Source organism: Lacinutrix sp., assembly GCF_029238095.1.
Taxonomy (GTDB): Bacteria; Bacteroidota; Bacteroidia; order Flavobacteriales; family Flavobacteriaceae; genus Lacinutrix.
Genome location: NZ_JAQWGS010000022.1, coordinates 15,137 through 31,580 on the forward strand (window position 1 = coordinate 15,137; position 16,444 = coordinate 31,580).

The window sequence follows — 16,444 nt, forward strand, 5'->3', positions numbered from 1 at the left end:
TACTATGAAAATCCAAACCGTTTTAGTTGCTAATAACCACTTAAAAAGAGTAGGAGGTAGCGAAACCTTTACTTACACATTAATTGAAGCTTTACTTAAAAAAGGTTACGAGATAGAGTATTTTACTTTTTTTAAAGGTGAAGTGTCCCAACGTATTGAGCGCGATTTGAATGTTAAATTTATGTCTAAAAATAAATACGATTTAATTTTAGCCAATCATAACACTTGCGTTAATTATTTGAGTAAAAGAGGAGTAACTATACAAACCTGTCATGGCATTTTTCCAAAAGAAGAACAACCAAGCAAGTATGCTGATGGTCATGTAGGAATTTCTAAGGAAGTAAAAGACCACGTTAAAACCTTAGGATTTGAGTCTGAAATTATTGTAAACGGAATCAACTGCGAACGCTACAACATTAAGAAACCAATTAATACTGAATTAAAAAGGGTGTTGAGTTTAAGCCAAAGCAAACCTGCTAACCATAAAATAATGGCAGCTTGTGATGCACTTGGACTCCGTTTTAATAAATTTAATAAAAATGAAAATCCTGTTTGGCATGTTGAAGACATGATAAATGAAGTCGATTTAGTGCTAGGTTTAGGTCGTTCTGCATACGAAGCCATGGCTTGTGGTAGAGCTGTTGTTGTGTTCGATGAGCGCGCTTATTTTGAATCGTATTCAGATGGTTATATGATACCAAATTTGGTAAAGCAATGTGTCGAGAATAATTGTTCAGGACGTTATTCTAAATTAGAATTCACTACCGAAGATTTAATTGAAGCATTTAAAAAATATAAAAAAGAAGATGGTAATGCTTTGCGAGAACTTGCGCTAACCGATTTTAATATTGACTTTCAAGTAGATAAATATTTAAAATATGCTGTAACTTTAACTAAGAAAAATAGCGGATTAAAATTGTTTTTTGCGAGTTGGTACCAAAACCATCGCATGAAAAAGAGAATTAGAAAAGCTAACAGGGAATCCTAAAACCTAACCTCTTGTTTCTGTTTCAAAGATTCGCTTAAAGTTGCTCCTCTCCAAGCTAAACCTAGCATAAACCATTTCTTAGGTTTTATTATAAAAGTTAAGCGGTAATACCATTTAATAAAACAATATTTAGCTAAAGAATAGTTCTTTTTAATCACATATAAATGCGAAATAAAACCTTCTTTACTAATGGTTTTATTAGTTCCAGTACTAACACCTTGATAATGTAAAATCTTAGCTTCTGGAACTAAAACACTAGTGTAACCATGTTGTCTTAGTCTAAAACAAGAATCCATTTCTTCAAAATATAAGAAGATATTAGTGTCGAAACCACCAATTTTTGCAAATACATCGCTTCTAAAAAACATAAATGCTCCATTTACAAAATTTACTGTAACAGGTTCTGTGTATTCTTTTTTGCGTTTTGGGTGCGTTTTTTGGAAATTTTTCTCTAAAAAACCACGTCCAAAAATAAGTTTTCTAATGCCTTTGTCATGGTCAAAAGAAATAACATGTTTGCCATGCTCATCGTAATTTTGAGCAGAGCTTACACCAACTTTTGGATGTTTTTCCATATAACTATGTAATATGCCTAAACAATCGTTTTGCAGCATGGCATCGTTATTTAAAAATAGTAAGTATTTAGAACTTGCAAATTGAGCACCAAACATGTTTCCACCTCCAAAGCCTGCATTAATAACACTTCTGTGTAGCGAAATATTTTCCGCTTTTGGGAAATTAGATTTTAAATGCTTGAAGTCATCAAGTTCACTATTATTGTCCACAACAATAATGTTATAGCTTAGTTTTTCTATAGTAAAATCGATTACAGATTGAATACACTTCAAAGTGTATTTTGCTGTATTGTAGTTAATAATTATTACTGAAATGTCGTTCATACAAAAATCTAATGCAACAAAACTAAACATTTTTATTTTGGTTTTTTTACTTTCGCTTAATAACAAGTATTCATTGTATTGATAGTTTCAAGAAAAATACTCATAATCGCACCTTTTGCCTTTGGCTACACAAAGCATATTCAAGATGTTTTAAATGCTAAAAGTGGAGTGGAAGCGACTATTTTATATTTAGATAAACCAGGTTTTAAGTATAAAGGTTTAGTTCATAAAATTCAGAATTTTGTTTCTAAACTATTTGGAAAAAATTTAAAAAAGACTTTTGTTTTCGATCGTATTAAAGCTGAAGTTTTAAAACTTGAAAAACAACACGATATCTTCATTATTAGACCAGATGTTTTAGATGATGCAACCTTGGAATTCTTAAAAAGCAGAGCGCATAATTTTATAGCTTACTATTGGGATAGTACGCGTCGCTTTCCTAGAAAAACACAAATAGTTAACTACTTTGATATTATATATAGCTATGATAAGCAAGATGTCGAGCAGTATGGTTTTAATACATTAACCAATTATATTTTTGCTGAAAACACTTCGAAAGATTACGACTATTTATTCTTTAATATTTCTACAAACGATCACAGATTTCCATTAATTGAAAACCTTGCAGGTTACTTAAAACAGAACGATTGGAGTTATAATATTAAAGTGTATAACGGAACACCTTTTGAGGTAAAACATGTTGAGCCTATAACAGAACAGCTATCGATTACTGAAGTTGAAAAACTAATACTAAAATCTAAAATTATTGTCGAAATACAGCGTAATGATCAAATAGGTTTGTCCTTTAGAATTTTTGAAGCCTTAGGGTATAGAAAGAAATTAATTACTACAAATACAGACGTTGTGAATTACGATTTTTACAATCCTCAAAACATTTTAGTAATCGATGAAAATAATATTGAAATACCAGAAGACTTTGTTACGTCTCCTTATGTGGATATTGATGAAACTATTTTAGATAAATATCGTTTGGAAAATTGGGTTAAACCAATCTTTAATTTACAATAAACTCCTATAAACATCAGCATACTCTAAAGCTGCTTTATTCCAATTAAAACCAGTTGCACGCTCAATATAAGCTTTTTCAAAAGCTGTTTTATTAGCTTCAAATGCATGCATGCCTTTTTCAAAAATAGTTGCCATGTATTTAGCATCAAAATGATTCCAGTAAAACGCTTTCTCTCCACCAATTTCTGGTAAAGACGTAAGGTTTGACAAAAACACAGGCTTCCCAAAACGCATGGCTTCAATTGGCGGAATACCAAAACCTTCTAATAACGATGGGAACACAAAAGCCGTACAATGTTGTAAATAATGTTGTTTTTCTTCTGCATTAACTTTACCAATACAATGTACTCTATTTTTAGTTTTTGTATTAGAAATCGCCTTTGCTAAAGTTGTTTTCACATAATTATCTGAGTCGTCACCAGCTAAAACCAAATCGTAATTTGGTAAATGCTCGAGCATTTGCACTAAAGTATGTGCGTTTTTTCGTTTGGTTAAACCTCCAATAAAAAACAAATAAGGTCTTTTGGTTACTGGTTTAATATTTTGACTTAACTCTAATATTTCAGAAATAGGATTGCCATTATAAATCACATATTCTGGAACTTTTGGCACATTAAAATAGTTGTGGGTAGAGGCTTTTGCAAATTCAGAAATATAGGTAATTGCACTACTTCTGTTTAGTTTTTCTATAAACTGTTTATTGGTTTCGTGGTTTAAATCGCTGGAGACTTCGTCTATAAAATTAACATCGTGAACCGTTAATACATAAGGAATATCATGATAAGGTTCTACTTTTATATTCTGATTTAAACAATGCCAAACATCGTATTTTTTGCGAATGCGAAATAAGGGTTTTCGCGACAAAGCATTGTATTTTTTATAGTTAAAGTACTCACCAAATTCGGTTTTTAAAGACGATGTGTCCTTAGCATGAAGTGTCATTTTAAAATCCGAAATCTCAGCATTGTAAAGGCCTTTAATTAAATGATAATTAAATTGACCAAAACCATTGAACCGGTTTTTTATGTTATGAGATTCTAGAAAGACGTTTTTCATTTAATTAATATTGCGATACATTGCCCAAAGCTGAATGTACCTTTTGTAAACTGAAAACGCATGCACATAACTTATTATAAACCCTTCTTTGCCATCCATAAAACCAAGTCTTAAAAAGTATTGGTGCATAAAGCGATACCAAGGCCTAAAAAGAAAATGATACAAATTAGGACGTACATTTTTCTTGTATAATTCCTCGGCTTGAAGCTTACTATAATGACTTAGTTTTTGATTGTAATTATCGAAAGATTTATACGTTTGGTGGTCTAAAGCGTATTTTAACTGGCCTATTTTTTCTTCAGTTTCGATGGCTTCGTGTACTGCTTTCCCATTGTATTTACAAAAGTTTTTATTAAATAAACGCACAGCAACATCTGTTTGGAAACCACTATATTTTATACGTTTACCCATAAAATTGAAACTTCGTTTAACGTTGTATGCCTTTAAGGGATTTTTAGAATTTACAGTATCAATAATTTCTTTGGCTAATTCTGGAGATACTTTTTCATCTAAATCGAAAAAAGTAACCCAATCGTGTTTGGCTTGAGCAATAGCAAAGTTTTTTTGGTCTGAGAAATTTTTGAATTCTCGTTGTATAATGGTTACATCATATTTTTCGGCTAAAGCAACAGTTTTATCTGTGCTAAACGAATCGATAATAATAATCTCATCGGCAAAAGAAAGACTTTTTATGTAGTCTTCAATATGTAATTCTTCGTTAAAAGTTATTGCTAATGCGCTTATCATTGAATGAGAATCGGTTTTATCGATTATATTTGTGTCAAATGTAAACATTTTACAATCATTTTTTTTAGAATAATAAAACCGAAATGCCAAAACTTCCTATTTTAATGTACCACAGTGTTTCGGCTAATGCTAACGACAGTAAGGGCTTAACCATTTCTACAAGCAATTTAGAAACACAATTCAAGTTTTTAAAAGATAATGGCTACACGAGTTTGCATTTTAACGATTTGCAAAACTTAAAAACACCTCAGGATTTTCCTGAAAAAGCTGTAATTATAACGTTTGACGATGTATATGTTAACCAATTAGAATATGCGTATCCATTATTACAGCAATATGGATTAAAAGCTTGTTTTTACATTCCGTTGCAATACGTTGGAGGCGTAAATGAATGGGATCAAGGCCAAGAGCCAATTATGTCTGTCGCGCAATTAAAGTCTTTAGATTCTAAAACTATAGAACTCGGTTTGCATTCTTTCGAGCACAAGCGTTTCGACAAAATGACTAAGCAAGAGATAGCATTAGATTTTGAAAAGTGTATTGCCTTTCAAGATAAATATCAACTAGATCTCTCCAATGTTTTGGCTTATCCTTATGGTAAGTTTCCAAAAAAAGGAAAAGAAAAACATCAATTCTTTGAGTTGTTAAATGGTTTTAAAGTAGCCTATGGTTTACGTATAGGTAATCGCCTGAATACCTTTCCATTTAAAAACAATTACGAAGTCCAACGTTTAGATATTAAAGCTGAAGATACTTTGAAAAACTTTGAAAGGAAGTTGAAGAAAGGTAGAGGCTGGTTTTAGGTTAGTAAATTAATTCTAATACTACTAATTTTCTATTAAGTTTGTCGTTTAAATCTAGATTATGGTGTAGCATTGTCCGTGCTGTTAATACTTTATATATAAAACCAACACTGTTTTTTGCATTATACAATTCTTCGTAATATTTGTTTTGATTTTTAATTCTATTTAGAGCTTTCATATACTTGCCTGAATAATTAAAATCTACTGTTTTATATTCTGATTTAACTATTGAATCTAAATCAGCATTTAAAGCTATTCCAGTAAATTTTCTAGAATAACCGTATACGAATTCACCATTTTCTTCTAAATCTTTGTATCTGCGTTTAATGTAAGGGTGTGGTATTTCAGGAAGTAGTAATAATGAATCTTCAAGTTTGTCAAAAGAGCTATTCCTTACAACCCAAACAGAATCAGGAAATTGATATAGCTCAAGGTACAACTCACTAGATTTAAATAGATTAAAACTTTTTTTAGAAACTATTTTTATATTTCTATTGAAAAACTTTTCATCTCTAACATCTTCAACAAATTTTCTGTAAGCAAGTTTAAGTTCAGTTTCTGGATATTGCTTTTTTAAATAATCATTTTCAAAATCGTCTACCAACTTATTTAATGTTTCAGTGTTGTCTGAGCCTAATGTCTGATTGAAAATTTTCTCAGTTTCTGATACGTTTTTATCTGTACAATTTGCGAATAGAAGAAATATGATAATATATTTAAAAATTCTCATGTTTTTAGGTTTTAGCGTATCCCTCTTTTCAACAACATCAACTTTACATACCTAGAAAACACACCATAAGCATTAATAGTTGCAACGGTTAATCCAGGAATACCATCTTTAAAACCACCACGTAAAATATAGCTATTAAAAAAGCGGTAAAACGGTTTAAAAGCTAAATGAAAGTAAGTCGCTTTTTTTCCTTTTTTAAGCATTTGTTCCGCCTGAAACCAAGCATAACTGTCTTTTTTACTTATGTAGTGTTGTAAACCTTTGTAAGTAAAATGTAAAACAGGATTTTCAAGTTTCCCAATAGTGCCATCAACAATTAGTTTCTCGTGTACAGAGCCTTCAAAATGGCATTGTTCTCTTATAACCAATCGCGTAACGTTGTCACTATGATGATACAAAAAACGATTCATATAAAAATGAGGGAAATTAAGCTTGTAACCAGCATGTTTGCCAGATTCCATGGCTGCTATAATCTCTTGTTGTAATGGGTTTGGAATGCGCTCATCTGCATCTATAAATAAAACCCATTCACCTTTGGCATAGTCTAGAGCATGATTTTTTTGGTTAGAAAAATTATCGAATGTTCTTGATAATACTTTACAATTATATTTTTTGGCAATAGCTACAGTATTGTCTGTACTCATAGAGTCTACAACAATAATCTCATCTGCAAAACGAACAGAACGCAGTGCCTTTTCTAGGTACAGTTCTTCGTTGTAAGTAGGAATTATTACAGAGAGTTTTGTCATAATAGTTGCTTAGTGCAAACTTACTAAAAATTCGATGATGTTATGAAATATGTTTACATTTGTAGTGCAAAACTTTATACTATGAGTGGATTACCAATATCTGTTATTGTAAGTACATATAATTCTGAAGACTATTTAAATAAAGTCCTTGAAAGCTATAAACATCAAGATTATGATAATTTTGAAGTTATTGTGGCAGATGATGGTTCTAAAGAAACAACAAAACAGCTTATAGAAAAATTTGCAGCTGATTATCCTGTAAATTTACGTCATATTTGGCATGAAGATAAAGGTTACAGAAGACAAGAGTTATTAAATAAGTGTATTGTACAAACGGAGTATGATTATATTTTAATGACAGATGGCGACTGTATTGCTAGGCCAGATTTTGTGTCTACACATGCAAAATATGCAGAAAAAGGGTTCTTTTTATCTGGTGGTTATTGCAAGCTTGATAAACCTACAAGTGACGCCATTGCTTTAAGTGATATTGAAAACCAAAATTGTTTTAAACCAAAATGGTTAAAAAAACAAGGTGTTTTAGGCAAAAAGCAACAGCTAAAATTAAGTGTTGGCGATAAGTTGGCTAATTTTTTAGATGTGGTTACACCAACAGGAGCAACATTTAATAACTGTAACTCTAGTGCATGGAAAAGCGATTTAATAGCAATTAATGGTTACGATGAGCGCATGCAATATGGTGGTCCAGATCGTGAACTTGGAGAGCGTTTAGTAAATTTAGGGATTAAGACCAAGCAAATACGTTACAAAGCCATTTGCCTGCATTTAGAGCATCCTAGAGGTTATAAAACTAAAGAATCTTTAGATAGAAATTTAGCTATCAGGCGTAATACAAAATATAACAAGGTTATTAAAACACCTTATGGTATTGAGAAGTTAGAAGATACAGAAAAAAATAACTAGGTTAGTTTGTAGGCACCTATTTTCCAATAGGTTTTTTCTTCGTGTGTAGTAACTGTTGTAAAGTCTAGTTCCTCAAAGTCATGGTTTTTAAAGTATTCCCAACAGCCTAATCCTTCTCTGTAAATAGACACTATAATAATGCCATTAGTTTTAAGATGTGCTTTTAAAGTATCTATTACTTCCTGCTTTTTAGTTTCGTGGATATAGTAAAAAGCTTCATTAAGAACAATAATATCGTAATTAGTTTTTGGTTTAAAATCATGAAGATCTTCACATGTAAAAGTCCCTTTTGCTCTGTTTGCTTTGTTTGCCTTCTTAATAGAAACTGAAGAAAAATCCATTCCGTCGAAAGATGAAATTAAATCACTATTAAAGTAATCTAATAACACACCTTCACCAGAACCAAGATCTAAAATATCAGGATTTTTATTTCCATAACGTTCTGAGTATTCAACAATAGTTTTATATCTACCACTTTCTTTATCGCTTTTTAAGTTTTCCCAACGGCCTTTTTTGTATTGCCTGTTCCAACGTTGTTTACGTTTCCAGTGTTTAAATTTTTCAACTATATTCATGAATTCTTTTTTAAGTGATGAGACAAGAAAACTTCCAGTTTAGGAAGTATTAAGTCAGGAGTTAATTGCCTATACATAAAAGAAGGGTCTTCTTCAATTTTTCGTCTTTCGTCTCTTTCGGTTGAGAATAAATTGGGTTTTTCTTCTAATAAATGAATAGAAGTATGCTTTTTTCCATCTTCAAAACTTGCCCAATGTTCTTTTAAAACATAAGGAGAAAAAATAGTAAAAGTTGGTTTGTTTAAGGCTTTACTAATATGTATGGTACCACCTTCGTTTCCAACTAGTAGGCTACATTTATTCATGAGTTTAACAAAACCACGAATGCTGTCTTCATAAATATCTATTACAATCCTGTCTTTATCTGCACACAGCTCGTAAATAGATAACGCATCCTCTTTTTGATGTGGTGCATAGTTAAACAAAACATTTACATCGTAAGTTTTAGTAATATAATTAATCAATTCAACAATATATTCGTAAGGCATCGATTTTTGTGGTGTGCTGCCTAAAACACCAAGCATTATAAACGGTTTGTTATAACTTTCAAGTTTGTTGTATTGTTGTTCTTTTTCGGTTAAGAAAATTTTTGGTTCATAATCGATTATGGTTTCATCAATATCAAAAACCGAAGTCACCAAATTTATTCGATCTTCAATGGCTTTTCCACAATTTTTTGTTTTCGTTTTTAAAAACGGAATATTGTGTGAGTAAAATGGTAAAGGCGGATTTTTATCACGCTTTTTAAATCCAATTCTTATGGGAGCATTAGACGATAAACATATTAATCTGCTCTGTAATTTTGCATAAGGATCGAAAATAATATCGTATTTCGTGTTACGAAGTTTGTTTATAAGTGAGGTAAGGCTTCCAAATTTCTTTAGTTCTACATCATTTACAGCAATAATAGTGTCGATATTAGGATTGTTTTTAATAACACCAACAGTATAATCATATACCAAATAATCTATTAAGCTATCAGGATATATTTTTTTCATGTTTTGAGCTATAACAGATGCTATAAGGACATCGCCAATACGTTTATTCTGTATAACTAAGATTTTTTTCATGTAGGCTTAACGCGTTTCAGTATCTGTTTTTAGATGGTATGCAAAATATTGTTTTTTCTCCTTTTATTAAAATTTAGATTAATATATCTTTGAGAAATAACCTTACTTGATGCAAAACGTACAATTAAATAAAAAGTTCGAGCCTTTAAAAACTGAGATTTTAGACTGTATTACGCATTTTAGTACTAAAGGAACTTACGTTACTAAAGGCGAAAGAAATGTAATTAAAAGTTTTAGGGTTGGAGCAGAAACCTTGAATATCAAGTCGTTTAAAGCACCAAAGCTTATTAATAGTTTTGTATATAAACATTTAAGAAAGAGTAAAGCAAAACGTTCTTTCGAGTATGCCGAAAAACTTATAGCGTGCAACATATTAACGCCTTTTCCTATTGGTTATGTTGAGAATTCTTTGGCTAGCGGATTAACTACTAGTTATTATATAAGTAAACATGTAGAATACGATTTCGATTTTAGAGTATTGATTCATAATCCGTTGTTTGATAATCGTGATGAAATTTTAAAGCAATTCACGCAGTTTACCTATAAACTACACGAGAATAATATTAACTTTTTAGACCATTCTCCAGGAAACACCTTAATTACAGAAAATGGTCCAAAGTACGATTTCTACCTTATAGATTTAAACCGTATGCAGTTTGAAACTATGGATTTAGCAAAACGTATGGACAATTTAAAGCGTCTTTGGCTCTCTAAAAAAATGATACGTATTATCGCAACAGAATATGCAGAAATTAGCAGCTATCCTTTTGAAGAAGTTTATAAATTGTTACTGCAATCTTCACAAGATTTTAAGCGTCGCATTAACCGTAAAAAGTATTTAAAACGCAAGTATTTAAAAAAGAAGTAGGCAGTCTTCACTGCGCAGTTTTCAGTCTTGAGTAAGAACTTTTCACTTTTAACTAATCACTAAAACATTAAACCGCTACATTATACTCACGCAAGGCATCGTTTAAAGATGTTTTTTTGTTTGTACTTTCTTTACGCTTTCCTATAATTAAAGCACAAGGCACATTAAAATCACCAGCAGGAAAGGATTTAGTGTAACTACCAGGAATAACCACAGATCTTGCAGGTACGCGACCTTTCATTTCAATAGGCTCATCACCAGTAACATCTATAATTTTTGTACTCATTGTTAAAACAACATTAGCACCTAAAACCGCTTCTTTTTCAACATGTACACCTTCTACAACAATACAACGTGATCCTATAAAAGCGCCATCTTCTATAATAACAGGAGCAGCTTGTAAAGGTTCTAAAACACCACCAATACCAACACCACCAGAAAGGTGAACATTTTTACCAATTTGCGCACAACTACCAACAGTTGCCCAAGTGTCTACCATAGTGCCTTTATCTACATAAGCACCAATATTAACATAACTAGGCATTAAAATAGTACCACTAGAAATATATGCACCATGTCTTGCAACAGCATGAGGTACCACACGAATGCCTTTTTCTTTGTAACCCGTTTTTAATGGAATTTTATCATGGTATTCAAAAATTCCAACTTCTATAGTTTCCATTTTTTGTATCGGGAAATACAGCACCACAGCCTTTTTAACCCATTCATTTACCTGCCAACCATTAGGCGTTGGTTCTGCAACGCGTAAAGTACCTTCGTCAAGTAAATCTACTACTTTTCTAATGGCATCCTGTGTGCTGTCTTCAGTTAATAAATCTCTGTTATTCCAGGCGTTTTCTATAGTGTGTTGTAAGTCTTTCATTTAAAATTTTATTTTTTTCCGTGTACACGGAAATCTCATTATTGTTTTAATTCTTTTGGCGTTACCTAAAGGTCGTGCTTTCCGCTATATCTTTTTAATTTTATATTCTAAACTTTAAATAAATTATTTGTCACCTTGAGCGAAGTCGAAAGGTCTCATAATTCAAGAAATTAAAAAGGATGTCGCATCAATCACTAACGCAAATATAGTTTCAATTTATAATTTGGCATAATATTTATGTATCTAGTATAGAATACTTAAATTTGCACAAAAATAAATAATGGCTCAAATTCTAGCAATAGATTATGGTAAAGTAAGAACAGGAATAGCTGTAACAGACGATATGCAAATTATTGCCTCTGGACTCACAACTGTACTTACAAAAGAGCTGTTAGATTTTTTAAAAACGTATACAAAAAAAGAAAGTGTAGAGTTATTCTTGGTTGGTGAGCCTAAACAAATGAATAATCAAGCTAGCGAAAGCGAAGTTTTAATAGCACCATTTATAAGTAAATTAAGAACTTTTTTTCCGCATATTCCCATTAAAAGAGTAGACGAGCGCTTTACTTCTAAAATGGCAATGCAAACTATGATTGATAGTGGATTAACAAAAAAACAAAGACAAAACAAAGCACTTGTAGACGAGATTAGTGCAACCATTATATTACAAAGTTATCTTTACAATACATAATAATTATGATACTACCTATAGTCGCATATGGCGATCCTGTTTTAAAAGTAAAAGCGAAACCAATCGCGAAAGATTATCCTAATCTAAAGACGTTAATTGCCAATATGGAAGAAACCATGCATGGCGCTTACGGTGTAGGTTTAGCAGCACCACAAGTAGGTTTGCCTATACGTATGTTTTTAGTGGATGCTTCTCCTTTTGCAGACGATGACGTTTTGGATGCAAAAGAGCGTGCCTTCTTAGAAAATTTTAAACATACGTTTATTAATCCAACCATTATAGAAGAAACTGGAGACGAATGGGCTTTTAATGAAGGCTGCTTAAGTATACCAGATGTTCGTGAAGATGTTTTTAGAAAGCCAAACATAAAAGTAGAATATTTTGACGAGGACTTTAAAAAACATACTTTAGAACTAGACGGTTTGGCTGCAAGAGTATTCCAACATGAGTACGACCATATCGAAGGCATTTTGTTTACAGATAAGTTATCTACATTAAAAAAACGTTTAATTAAAGGGAAGTTGCTAAACATTTCTAAAGGAAAGATTAGTGTAGATTATCGAATGAAGTTTCCTAACCTAAAAAAGAAGCGTTAAAAATTTGCAAAACACAGCAGAGTACAAGATATTTGCGCTCCTTTTAAAAAAAGAATATGGCATTAGATAAAATATTAGCAATTGCAGGAAAACCTGGTTTATACGAACTAGTAACACAAACCAGAGGAGGTTTTATAGCAAAATCTTTACTAGATAACCGTAAAATTTCTGTAGGTATCCAGCAGAACGTTAGCATTTTAAGTGAAATTGCTATTTATACTCTAACAGAAGAAGTGCCATTACGAGAGGTTTTAACTAAAATTAAGACCAAGGAGAATGGAGCACAAACGTCTGTAAGTCATAAAGATTCTAAAGATAAATTAGAAGAGTACTTTTTTGAAGTTTTACCAGATTATGACGAAGATAGAGTATATGCAAGCGATATTAAGAAAGTAGTGCAATGGTACAATATGCTTCAAAAAAGCGATTTGTTAAATTTTGAAGACACCAAAAAATCTGATGAAGAAGAATAAAATACCTTCCTCCATTTATAAATTAAAATCCAGCTTTTTAGCTGGATTTTTTGATTTAAGCTATCTTTACAAAAACACTTTTTAAATGAATTCTAGAGCCAATCAACTTAAAGCCTTTGATAGATTATTAACCATAATGGACGAGCTTCGTGAGCAATGTCCTTGGGATAAAAAACAGACTATGGAAAGCCTACGTCACCTAACAATAGAGGAGACTTATGAGCTTGGTGATGCCATTCTAGACAACGACTTGGAAGAAGTGAAAAAAGAAGTTGGAGACTTACTATTACATCTCGTTTTCTATGCAAAAATAGGAAGTGAAACCAACACGTTTGATATAGCAGATGTTTGTAATTCTATTTGCGAAAAACTAATATATAGGCATCCACATATTTATGGAGATATAAAAGTAAAAGACGAAGCAGAAGTAAAACGTAATTGGGAGAAGCTAAAGTTAAAAGAGGGTAAAACAAGTGTTTTAGAAGGTGTACCTAAAAGTTTACCAGCTTTGGTTAAAGCAAACCGAATTCAAGATAAAGTTGCAGGCGTTGGTTTTGATTGGGAACAACCAGCACAAGTATGGGAAAAAGTAGAAGAGGAGCTTCATGAGTTTAAAGTTGAGGTCGCTAAAAATGATAGAGACGCTATGGAGAGTGAATTTGGTGACGTTTTATTTTCTTTGGTTAATTATGCTCGTTTTGTAAATATTAATCCAGAAAATGCCTTAGAACGTACTAATAAAAAGTTTTCAAAACGATTTCAATATTTAGAAACTAAAGCAAAGGCTTTAAATAAAGATTTAAAAGACATGACTTTAGCTGAAATGGATGTTTTTTGGGAAGAAGCCAAAAAACTGTAATTAGAAAATCTCCTGATTTTTACATCAAAATTTTATTTTTTTTATTCTTTGAAATCCAAATTAGCAATTTCTGCGTATATAATAACAAATGGTCTTCTTTTTAATAGGAGAATTGGTTAATAGTATATACTTTTTATAGACCATTTTGCATATAATTATTTCTAGAAAGCGAAATAGAAATAATTGGTTAGTTTAGTTAGAGGCCAAAATCCTGTTTGATGTTAAATCAAACAGGATTTGGTTTTTAATAGCACTTTGCGTTCTTAAAAGTGCAGCTAAAAAAAAAGCGCTACTAATTTTCTAATTATCAAGCATAAAAAAAGCGCGTATAGAACGCACATTTTTTATAGTTAGCAGCTAAAATAATTATTCTGTTTCTTTAGCTTCTTGTTGAGCTTCAGTTGCAGCTTTGGCTTCTGCTTCTGCTACTGCTTTTTCTTTGGCATTTTCCATCACTTTAATTTTTTTAAGCTTGGCATTCCAGATTTTTAAAGATTCAGTATGTTGCTTGATATTATCGTATACGGACTTTACTAATGGTTTTTTTTTATCTGCATGTTTAAAAAACAATAAGTTGTTTTCTAGTTGGTTTATTTCTCCTTTTATATCACTTATTTTCTGACGAATAAAATTATACTCACTCTCAAGAGCTCTTTGGTCTTTTGCTGTAGATAATTCTTGAAGTTTGTTTTCAAACTTTATCATTTCTACTTCATTTTTATTCATATCTAAAGCACCAAATAAGGTGTCTAATGCTTTATTAAAATCATTTTCAATTTTACGTTTGTTTCCTGGAACACGACCTATGGTTTTCCATTTGGCAATATATTCTTTAATAGTAGCTAAATCTGCTTTTTGCTCACCAGATAATTTTGTTTCTGTAACCGTTTTTAAAAAGGCTTCTTTTTCGGTGTATGCTTTTTCTTCTTCGGCACTTGCTTCATTCTTTTTAGCATGAATACGGTCGAAATAGTTGTTACATGCTGCTCTAAATTTTTTCCAAATTTTATCACTATCCTTTCTTGGTACATGCCCAATAGTTTTCCAATCGGCTTGAATCTTCTTCATTAATTGAGTAGTAGCAACAAAATCTTCACTGTCTTTGTTGTCCTCAGCAATTTTAATTAATGCTAATTTTTTGTCTAAATTATCATATTGGTCTTTTTTTAAACTCTTATAATAATCGTTTTTTTTGTGATTAAATTCGCGAACAGCAACTTTAAATTTTGTCCAAGTTGCCTCGTTTACTTTAATAGGTACTTTTCCTGCTTTAAAAAACTCTTCGCGTAGCATTTCGACTTCTTTTATTTTGGTCTGCCATGCTTTATGGGTGTTTCCTGCATCATTAGTTTTCTCTTCTATTAGCTCTATTATACCATTTTTAAATGCTAAATTTTTCTCGTAAAGCTCTTCTAAATGTTGGTAATATTCTTGACGTTTATCGTTAATTACTTTAGTTGCTTCTTTAAAACGTTCCCAAATTGGTTCTCTGTGTTCTCTTGCTACAGGACCCAATTCTTCTTTCCACAATTTATGTAGTGCTTGTAACTCTCTAAAGGCACGATTAGTGTTTGCGTCTTTAGCTAATTCTTCGGCACGTTCTATAATTTTTGTTTTTTGTTCGAGATTATGCTCAAAATCTTTATCTCGTAAGTCTCTGTCTAAATGCAGTAAGTCGTAAAAACGCTCTACATTAAAATGGTAGCTATTCCAGGCATTATTGTATTTGTCTCTTGGTATAGAACCAGCAGCTTTCCATTGGTCTTGTAATTCTTTAAACTGCTTGTATTTGGTATTCATAGTTTCATCAAGGTCTGTAAGCGCTTTGATGTCTTCTATAATTTGTAATCGCGTAGATAAATTGTCTTTCAACCCTTTTTCTAAGCTCTTATAATGCGTTTTTATTTTAGTTCTGTACTCTTTATAGGCCTCATTAAAACTACGTTTTAATGGTGTTGTAAAATGAAAATCTATTTCATTTCCGCCTTGATCTAAAAAGGCTTGTTTTTTTTCTTCTACAAGAGCGTTATACTTCTCGTTAAATTCATTTTTAATAGCTTCTACATGCTTTTTTATGGCTTGGGCTTTTTCATTTTTTACCAGTGCTTCAAGTTCAAGAACTATAACATCTAACGACATTTCGCTGTAATCTTTTTCTTCAATGTTATGTCTATCGTTTGCGCTTTCATCTTCAGAATCTTCAGCATTAGAGTTGTCAATTTCACTAATAACAGCATCGTCATTGTTATCGTCCTTAGACTCTTTATGCGTTGCAGTTTGCTCTTCAACAGTCTCTTCAAGAGTCTCTTTAACTGTTTCTTGAACGTTTTCTGCAGCTGTGTTTTCTAGTGCTTTGTTTTCTTTGTTTCCGTCTGCATTTTGCAGGTTATCTTGCTCTGACATTTTATAAAATGTTTGTTTATGGTAAAAAATTAGACTTTAAAGATACTAAAACTTGCCATTAATATAGATTTCTGTCTGTATTTAGGTAAAAAAATGTTAAA

At 31.5% G+C, this 16,444-nt stretch carries 18 protein-coding genes; 9 read left to right on the forward strand and 9 right to left on the reverse strand.

Features of this window, described 5'->3' with window-relative positions; genetic code table 11:
• Positions 1-4 precede the first annotated feature (4 nt).
• Positions 5-988, forward strand: coding sequence for a UDP-glycosyltransferase (locus tag P8H50_RS05625; RefSeq protein ID WP_300206484.1), 984 nt, complete (start codon positions 5-7; stop codon positions 986-988).
• On the opposite strand, the gene P8H50_RS05630 is transcribed toward P8H50_RS05625, so the two are convergent.
• The gene (locus P8H50_RS05630) at positions 985-1,887 is read right to left on the reverse strand and encodes a glycosyltransferase family 2 protein (protein ID WP_300206486.1); all 903 of its coding nucleotides are present in this window, start codon (positions 1,885-1,887) and stop codon (positions 985-987) included. The two genes, P8H50_RS05625 and P8H50_RS05630, sit on opposite strands and share 4 nt — an antisense overlap.
• A 78-nt stretch (positions 1,888-1,965) precedes the next feature.
• Here P8H50_RS05630 and P8H50_RS05635 point away from each other — a divergent pair, with 78 nt between their 5' ends.
• Entirely contained in the window at positions 1,966-2,916 is a 951-nt protein-coding gene (locus P8H50_RS05635; RefSeq protein ID WP_300206488.1) for a hypothetical protein, read from the forward strand.
• Here P8H50_RS05635 and P8H50_RS05640 read toward each other — a convergent pair.
• Together P8H50_RS05640 and P8H50_RS05645 are read right to left on the reverse strand one after the other, a co-directional pair.
• On the reverse strand, positions 2,908-3,972 hold the full coding sequence (locus P8H50_RS05640) for a glycosyltransferase family 1 protein (protein WP_300206490.1): 1,065 nt from the start codon (positions 3,970-3,972) through the stop codon (positions 2,908-2,910). The genes P8H50_RS05635 and P8H50_RS05640 overlap by 9 nt on opposite strands.
• On the reverse strand, positions 3,973-4,767 hold the full coding sequence (locus tag P8H50_RS05645; RefSeq protein ID WP_300206492.1) for a glycosyltransferase family 2 protein: 795 nt from the start codon (positions 4,765-4,767) through the stop codon (positions 3,973-3,975).
• Between the two features lie 35 nt (positions 4,768-4,802).
• Here P8H50_RS05645 and P8H50_RS05650 point away from each other — a divergent pair, with 35 nt between their 5' ends.
• On the forward strand, positions 4,803-5,522 hold the full coding sequence (locus P8H50_RS05650) for a polysaccharide deacetylase family protein (RefSeq protein ID WP_300206494.1): 720 nt from the start codon (positions 4,803-4,805) through the stop codon (positions 5,520-5,522).
• A gap of 1 nt (position 5,523) precedes the next feature.
• Here P8H50_RS05650 and P8H50_RS05655 read toward each other — a convergent pair whose 3' ends face one another.
• Entirely contained in the window at positions 5,524-6,252 is a 729-nt protein-coding gene (locus P8H50_RS05655) for a hypothetical protein (RefSeq protein ID WP_300206496.1), read from the reverse strand.
• Positions 6,253-6,263: 11 nt separating this feature from the next.
• Positions 6,264-7,001: a glycosyltransferase family 2 protein gene (locus tag P8H50_RS05660; RefSeq protein WP_300206498.1), complete on the reverse strand. Its 738-nt coding sequence runs from the start codon at positions 6,999-7,001 to the stop codon at positions 6,264-6,266.
• Between the two features lie 81 nt (positions 7,002-7,082).
• Here P8H50_RS05660 and P8H50_RS05665 point away from each other — a divergent pair, with 81 nt between their 5' ends.
• Positions 7,083-7,925, forward strand: coding sequence for a glycosyltransferase family 2 protein (locus tag P8H50_RS05665; RefSeq protein ID WP_300206500.1), 843 nt, complete (start codon positions 7,083-7,085; stop codon positions 7,923-7,925).
• Here P8H50_RS05665 and P8H50_RS05670 read toward each other — a convergent pair.
• Positions 7,922-8,500, reverse strand: coding sequence for a class I SAM-dependent methyltransferase (locus P8H50_RS05670; protein WP_300206502.1), 579 nt, complete (start codon positions 8,498-8,500; stop codon positions 7,922-7,924). The genes P8H50_RS05665 and P8H50_RS05670 overlap by 4 nt on opposite strands.
• Positions 8,497-9,570 (reverse strand): glycosyltransferase family 9 protein, encoded by a 1,074-nt coding sequence (locus P8H50_RS05675; RefSeq protein WP_300206504.1) that lies wholly within the window; start codon positions 9,568-9,570, stop codon positions 8,497-8,499. The genes P8H50_RS05670 and P8H50_RS05675 overlap by 4 nt, the downstream gene beginning before the upstream one ends.
• Before the next feature lie 109 nt (positions 9,571-9,679).
• Here P8H50_RS05675 and P8H50_RS05680 point away from each other — a divergent pair, with 109 nt between their 5' ends.
• Positions 9,680-10,438, forward strand: coding sequence for a lipopolysaccharide kinase InaA family protein (locus P8H50_RS05680; protein ID WP_300206506.1), 759 nt, complete (start codon positions 9,680-9,682; stop codon positions 10,436-10,438).
• 67 nt (positions 10,439-10,505) lie between these two features.
• Here the strand turns inward: P8H50_RS05680 and P8H50_RS05685 are convergent, their stop codons facing one another.
• Entirely contained in the window at positions 10,506-11,321 is an 816-nt protein-coding gene (locus P8H50_RS05685) for a 2,3,4,5-tetrahydropyridine-2,6-dicarboxylate N-succinyltransferase (RefSeq protein ID WP_300206508.1), read from the reverse strand.
• A 280-nt stretch (positions 11,322-11,601) separates the two neighbouring features.
• On the opposite strand from P8H50_RS05685, the gene ruvX reads away from it, so the two are divergent.
• From ruvX to mazG, 4 genes are all read left to right on the forward strand, one after another.
• Positions 11,602-12,012: a Holliday junction resolvase RuvX gene (gene ruvX / locus P8H50_RS05690; RefSeq protein ID WP_300206510.1), complete on the forward strand. Its 411-nt coding sequence runs from the start codon at positions 11,602-11,604 to the stop codon at positions 12,010-12,012.
• A 5-nt stretch (positions 12,013-12,017) separates the two neighbouring features.
• Entirely contained in the window at positions 12,018-12,608 is a 591-nt protein-coding gene (def, locus tag P8H50_RS05695) for a peptide deformylase (protein ID WP_300206512.1), read from the forward strand.
• 56 nt (positions 12,609-12,664) lie between these two features.
• A complete protein-coding gene (locus P8H50_RS05700; RefSeq protein ID WP_300206515.1) occupies positions 12,665-13,081 on the forward strand; it encodes a DUF5606 domain-containing protein in 417 nt (138 codons plus the stop codon).
• A gap of 85 nt (positions 13,082-13,166) precedes the next feature.
• Positions 13,167-13,940 (forward strand): nucleoside triphosphate pyrophosphohydrolase, encoded by a 774-nt coding sequence (gene mazG, locus P8H50_RS05705; RefSeq protein WP_300206517.1) that lies wholly within the window; start codon positions 13,167-13,169, stop codon positions 13,938-13,940.
• 366 nt (positions 13,941-14,306) lie between these two features.
• Here mazG and P8H50_RS05710 read toward each other — a convergent pair whose 3' ends face one another.
• Positions 14,307-16,343, reverse strand: coding sequence for a DUF349 domain-containing protein (locus P8H50_RS05710; RefSeq protein ID WP_300206519.1), 2,037 nt, complete (start codon positions 16,341-16,343; stop codon positions 14,307-14,309).
• Positions 16,344-16,444: the final 101 nt, after the last annotated feature.

Coding starts and splice junctions, on each gene's coding strand:
- P8H50_RS05625 (WP_300206484.1), top strand. CDS start 5: ATGAAAATCCAAACCGTTTTAGTTGCTAATAACCACTTAAAAAGAGTA.
- P8H50_RS05630 (WP_300206486.1), bottom strand. CDS start 1,887: ATGAACGACATTTCAGTAATAATTATTAACTACAATACAGCAAAATAC.
- P8H50_RS05640 (WP_300206490.1), bottom strand. CDS start 3,972: ATGAAAAACGTCTTTCTAGAATCTCATAACATAAAAAACCGGTTCAAT.
- P8H50_RS05645 (WP_300206492.1), bottom strand. CDS start 4,767: ATGTTTACATTTGACACAAATATAATCGATAAAACCGATTCTCATTCA.
- P8H50_RS05650 (WP_300206494.1), top strand. CDS start 4,803: ATGCCAAAACTTCCTATTTTAATGTACCACAGTGTTTCGGCTAATGCT.
- P8H50_RS05655 (WP_300206496.1), bottom strand. CDS start 6,252: ATGAGAATTTTTAAATATATTATCATATTTCTTCTATTCGCAAATTGT.
- P8H50_RS05660 (WP_300206498.1), bottom strand. CDS start 7,001: ATGACAAAACTCTCTGTAATAATTCCTACTTACAACGAAGAACTGTAC.
- P8H50_RS05665 (WP_300206500.1), top strand. CDS start 7,083: ATGAGTGGATTACCAATATCTGTTATTGTAAGTACATATAATTCTGAA.
- P8H50_RS05670 (WP_300206502.1), bottom strand. CDS start 8,500: ATGAATATAGTTGAAAAATTTAAACACTGGAAACGTAAACAACGTTGG.
- P8H50_RS05675 (WP_300206504.1), bottom strand. CDS start 9,570: ATGAAAAAAATCTTAGTTATACAGAATAAACGTATTGGCGATGTCCTT.
- P8H50_RS05680 (WP_300206506.1), top strand. CDS start 9,680: ATGCAAAACGTACAATTAAATAAAAAGTTCGAGCCTTTAAAAACTGAG.
- P8H50_RS05685 (WP_300206508.1), bottom strand. CDS start 11,321: ATGAAAGACTTACAACACACTATAGAAAACGCCTGGAATAACAGAGAT.
- ruvX (WP_300206510.1), top strand. CDS start 11,602: ATGGCTCAAATTCTAGCAATAGATTATGGTAAAGTAAGAACAGGAATA.
- def (WP_300206512.1), top strand. CDS start 12,018: ATGATACTACCTATAGTCGCATATGGCGATCCTGTTTTAAAAGTAAAA.
- P8H50_RS05700 (WP_300206515.1), top strand. CDS start 12,665: ATGGCATTAGATAAAATATTAGCAATTGCAGGAAAACCTGGTTTATAC.
- mazG (WP_300206517.1), top strand. CDS start 13,167: ATGAATTCTAGAGCCAATCAACTTAAAGCCTTTGATAGATTATTAACC.
- P8H50_RS05710 (WP_300206519.1), bottom strand. CDS start 16,343: ATGTCAGAGCAAGATAACCTGCAAAATGCAGACGGAAACAAAGAAAAC.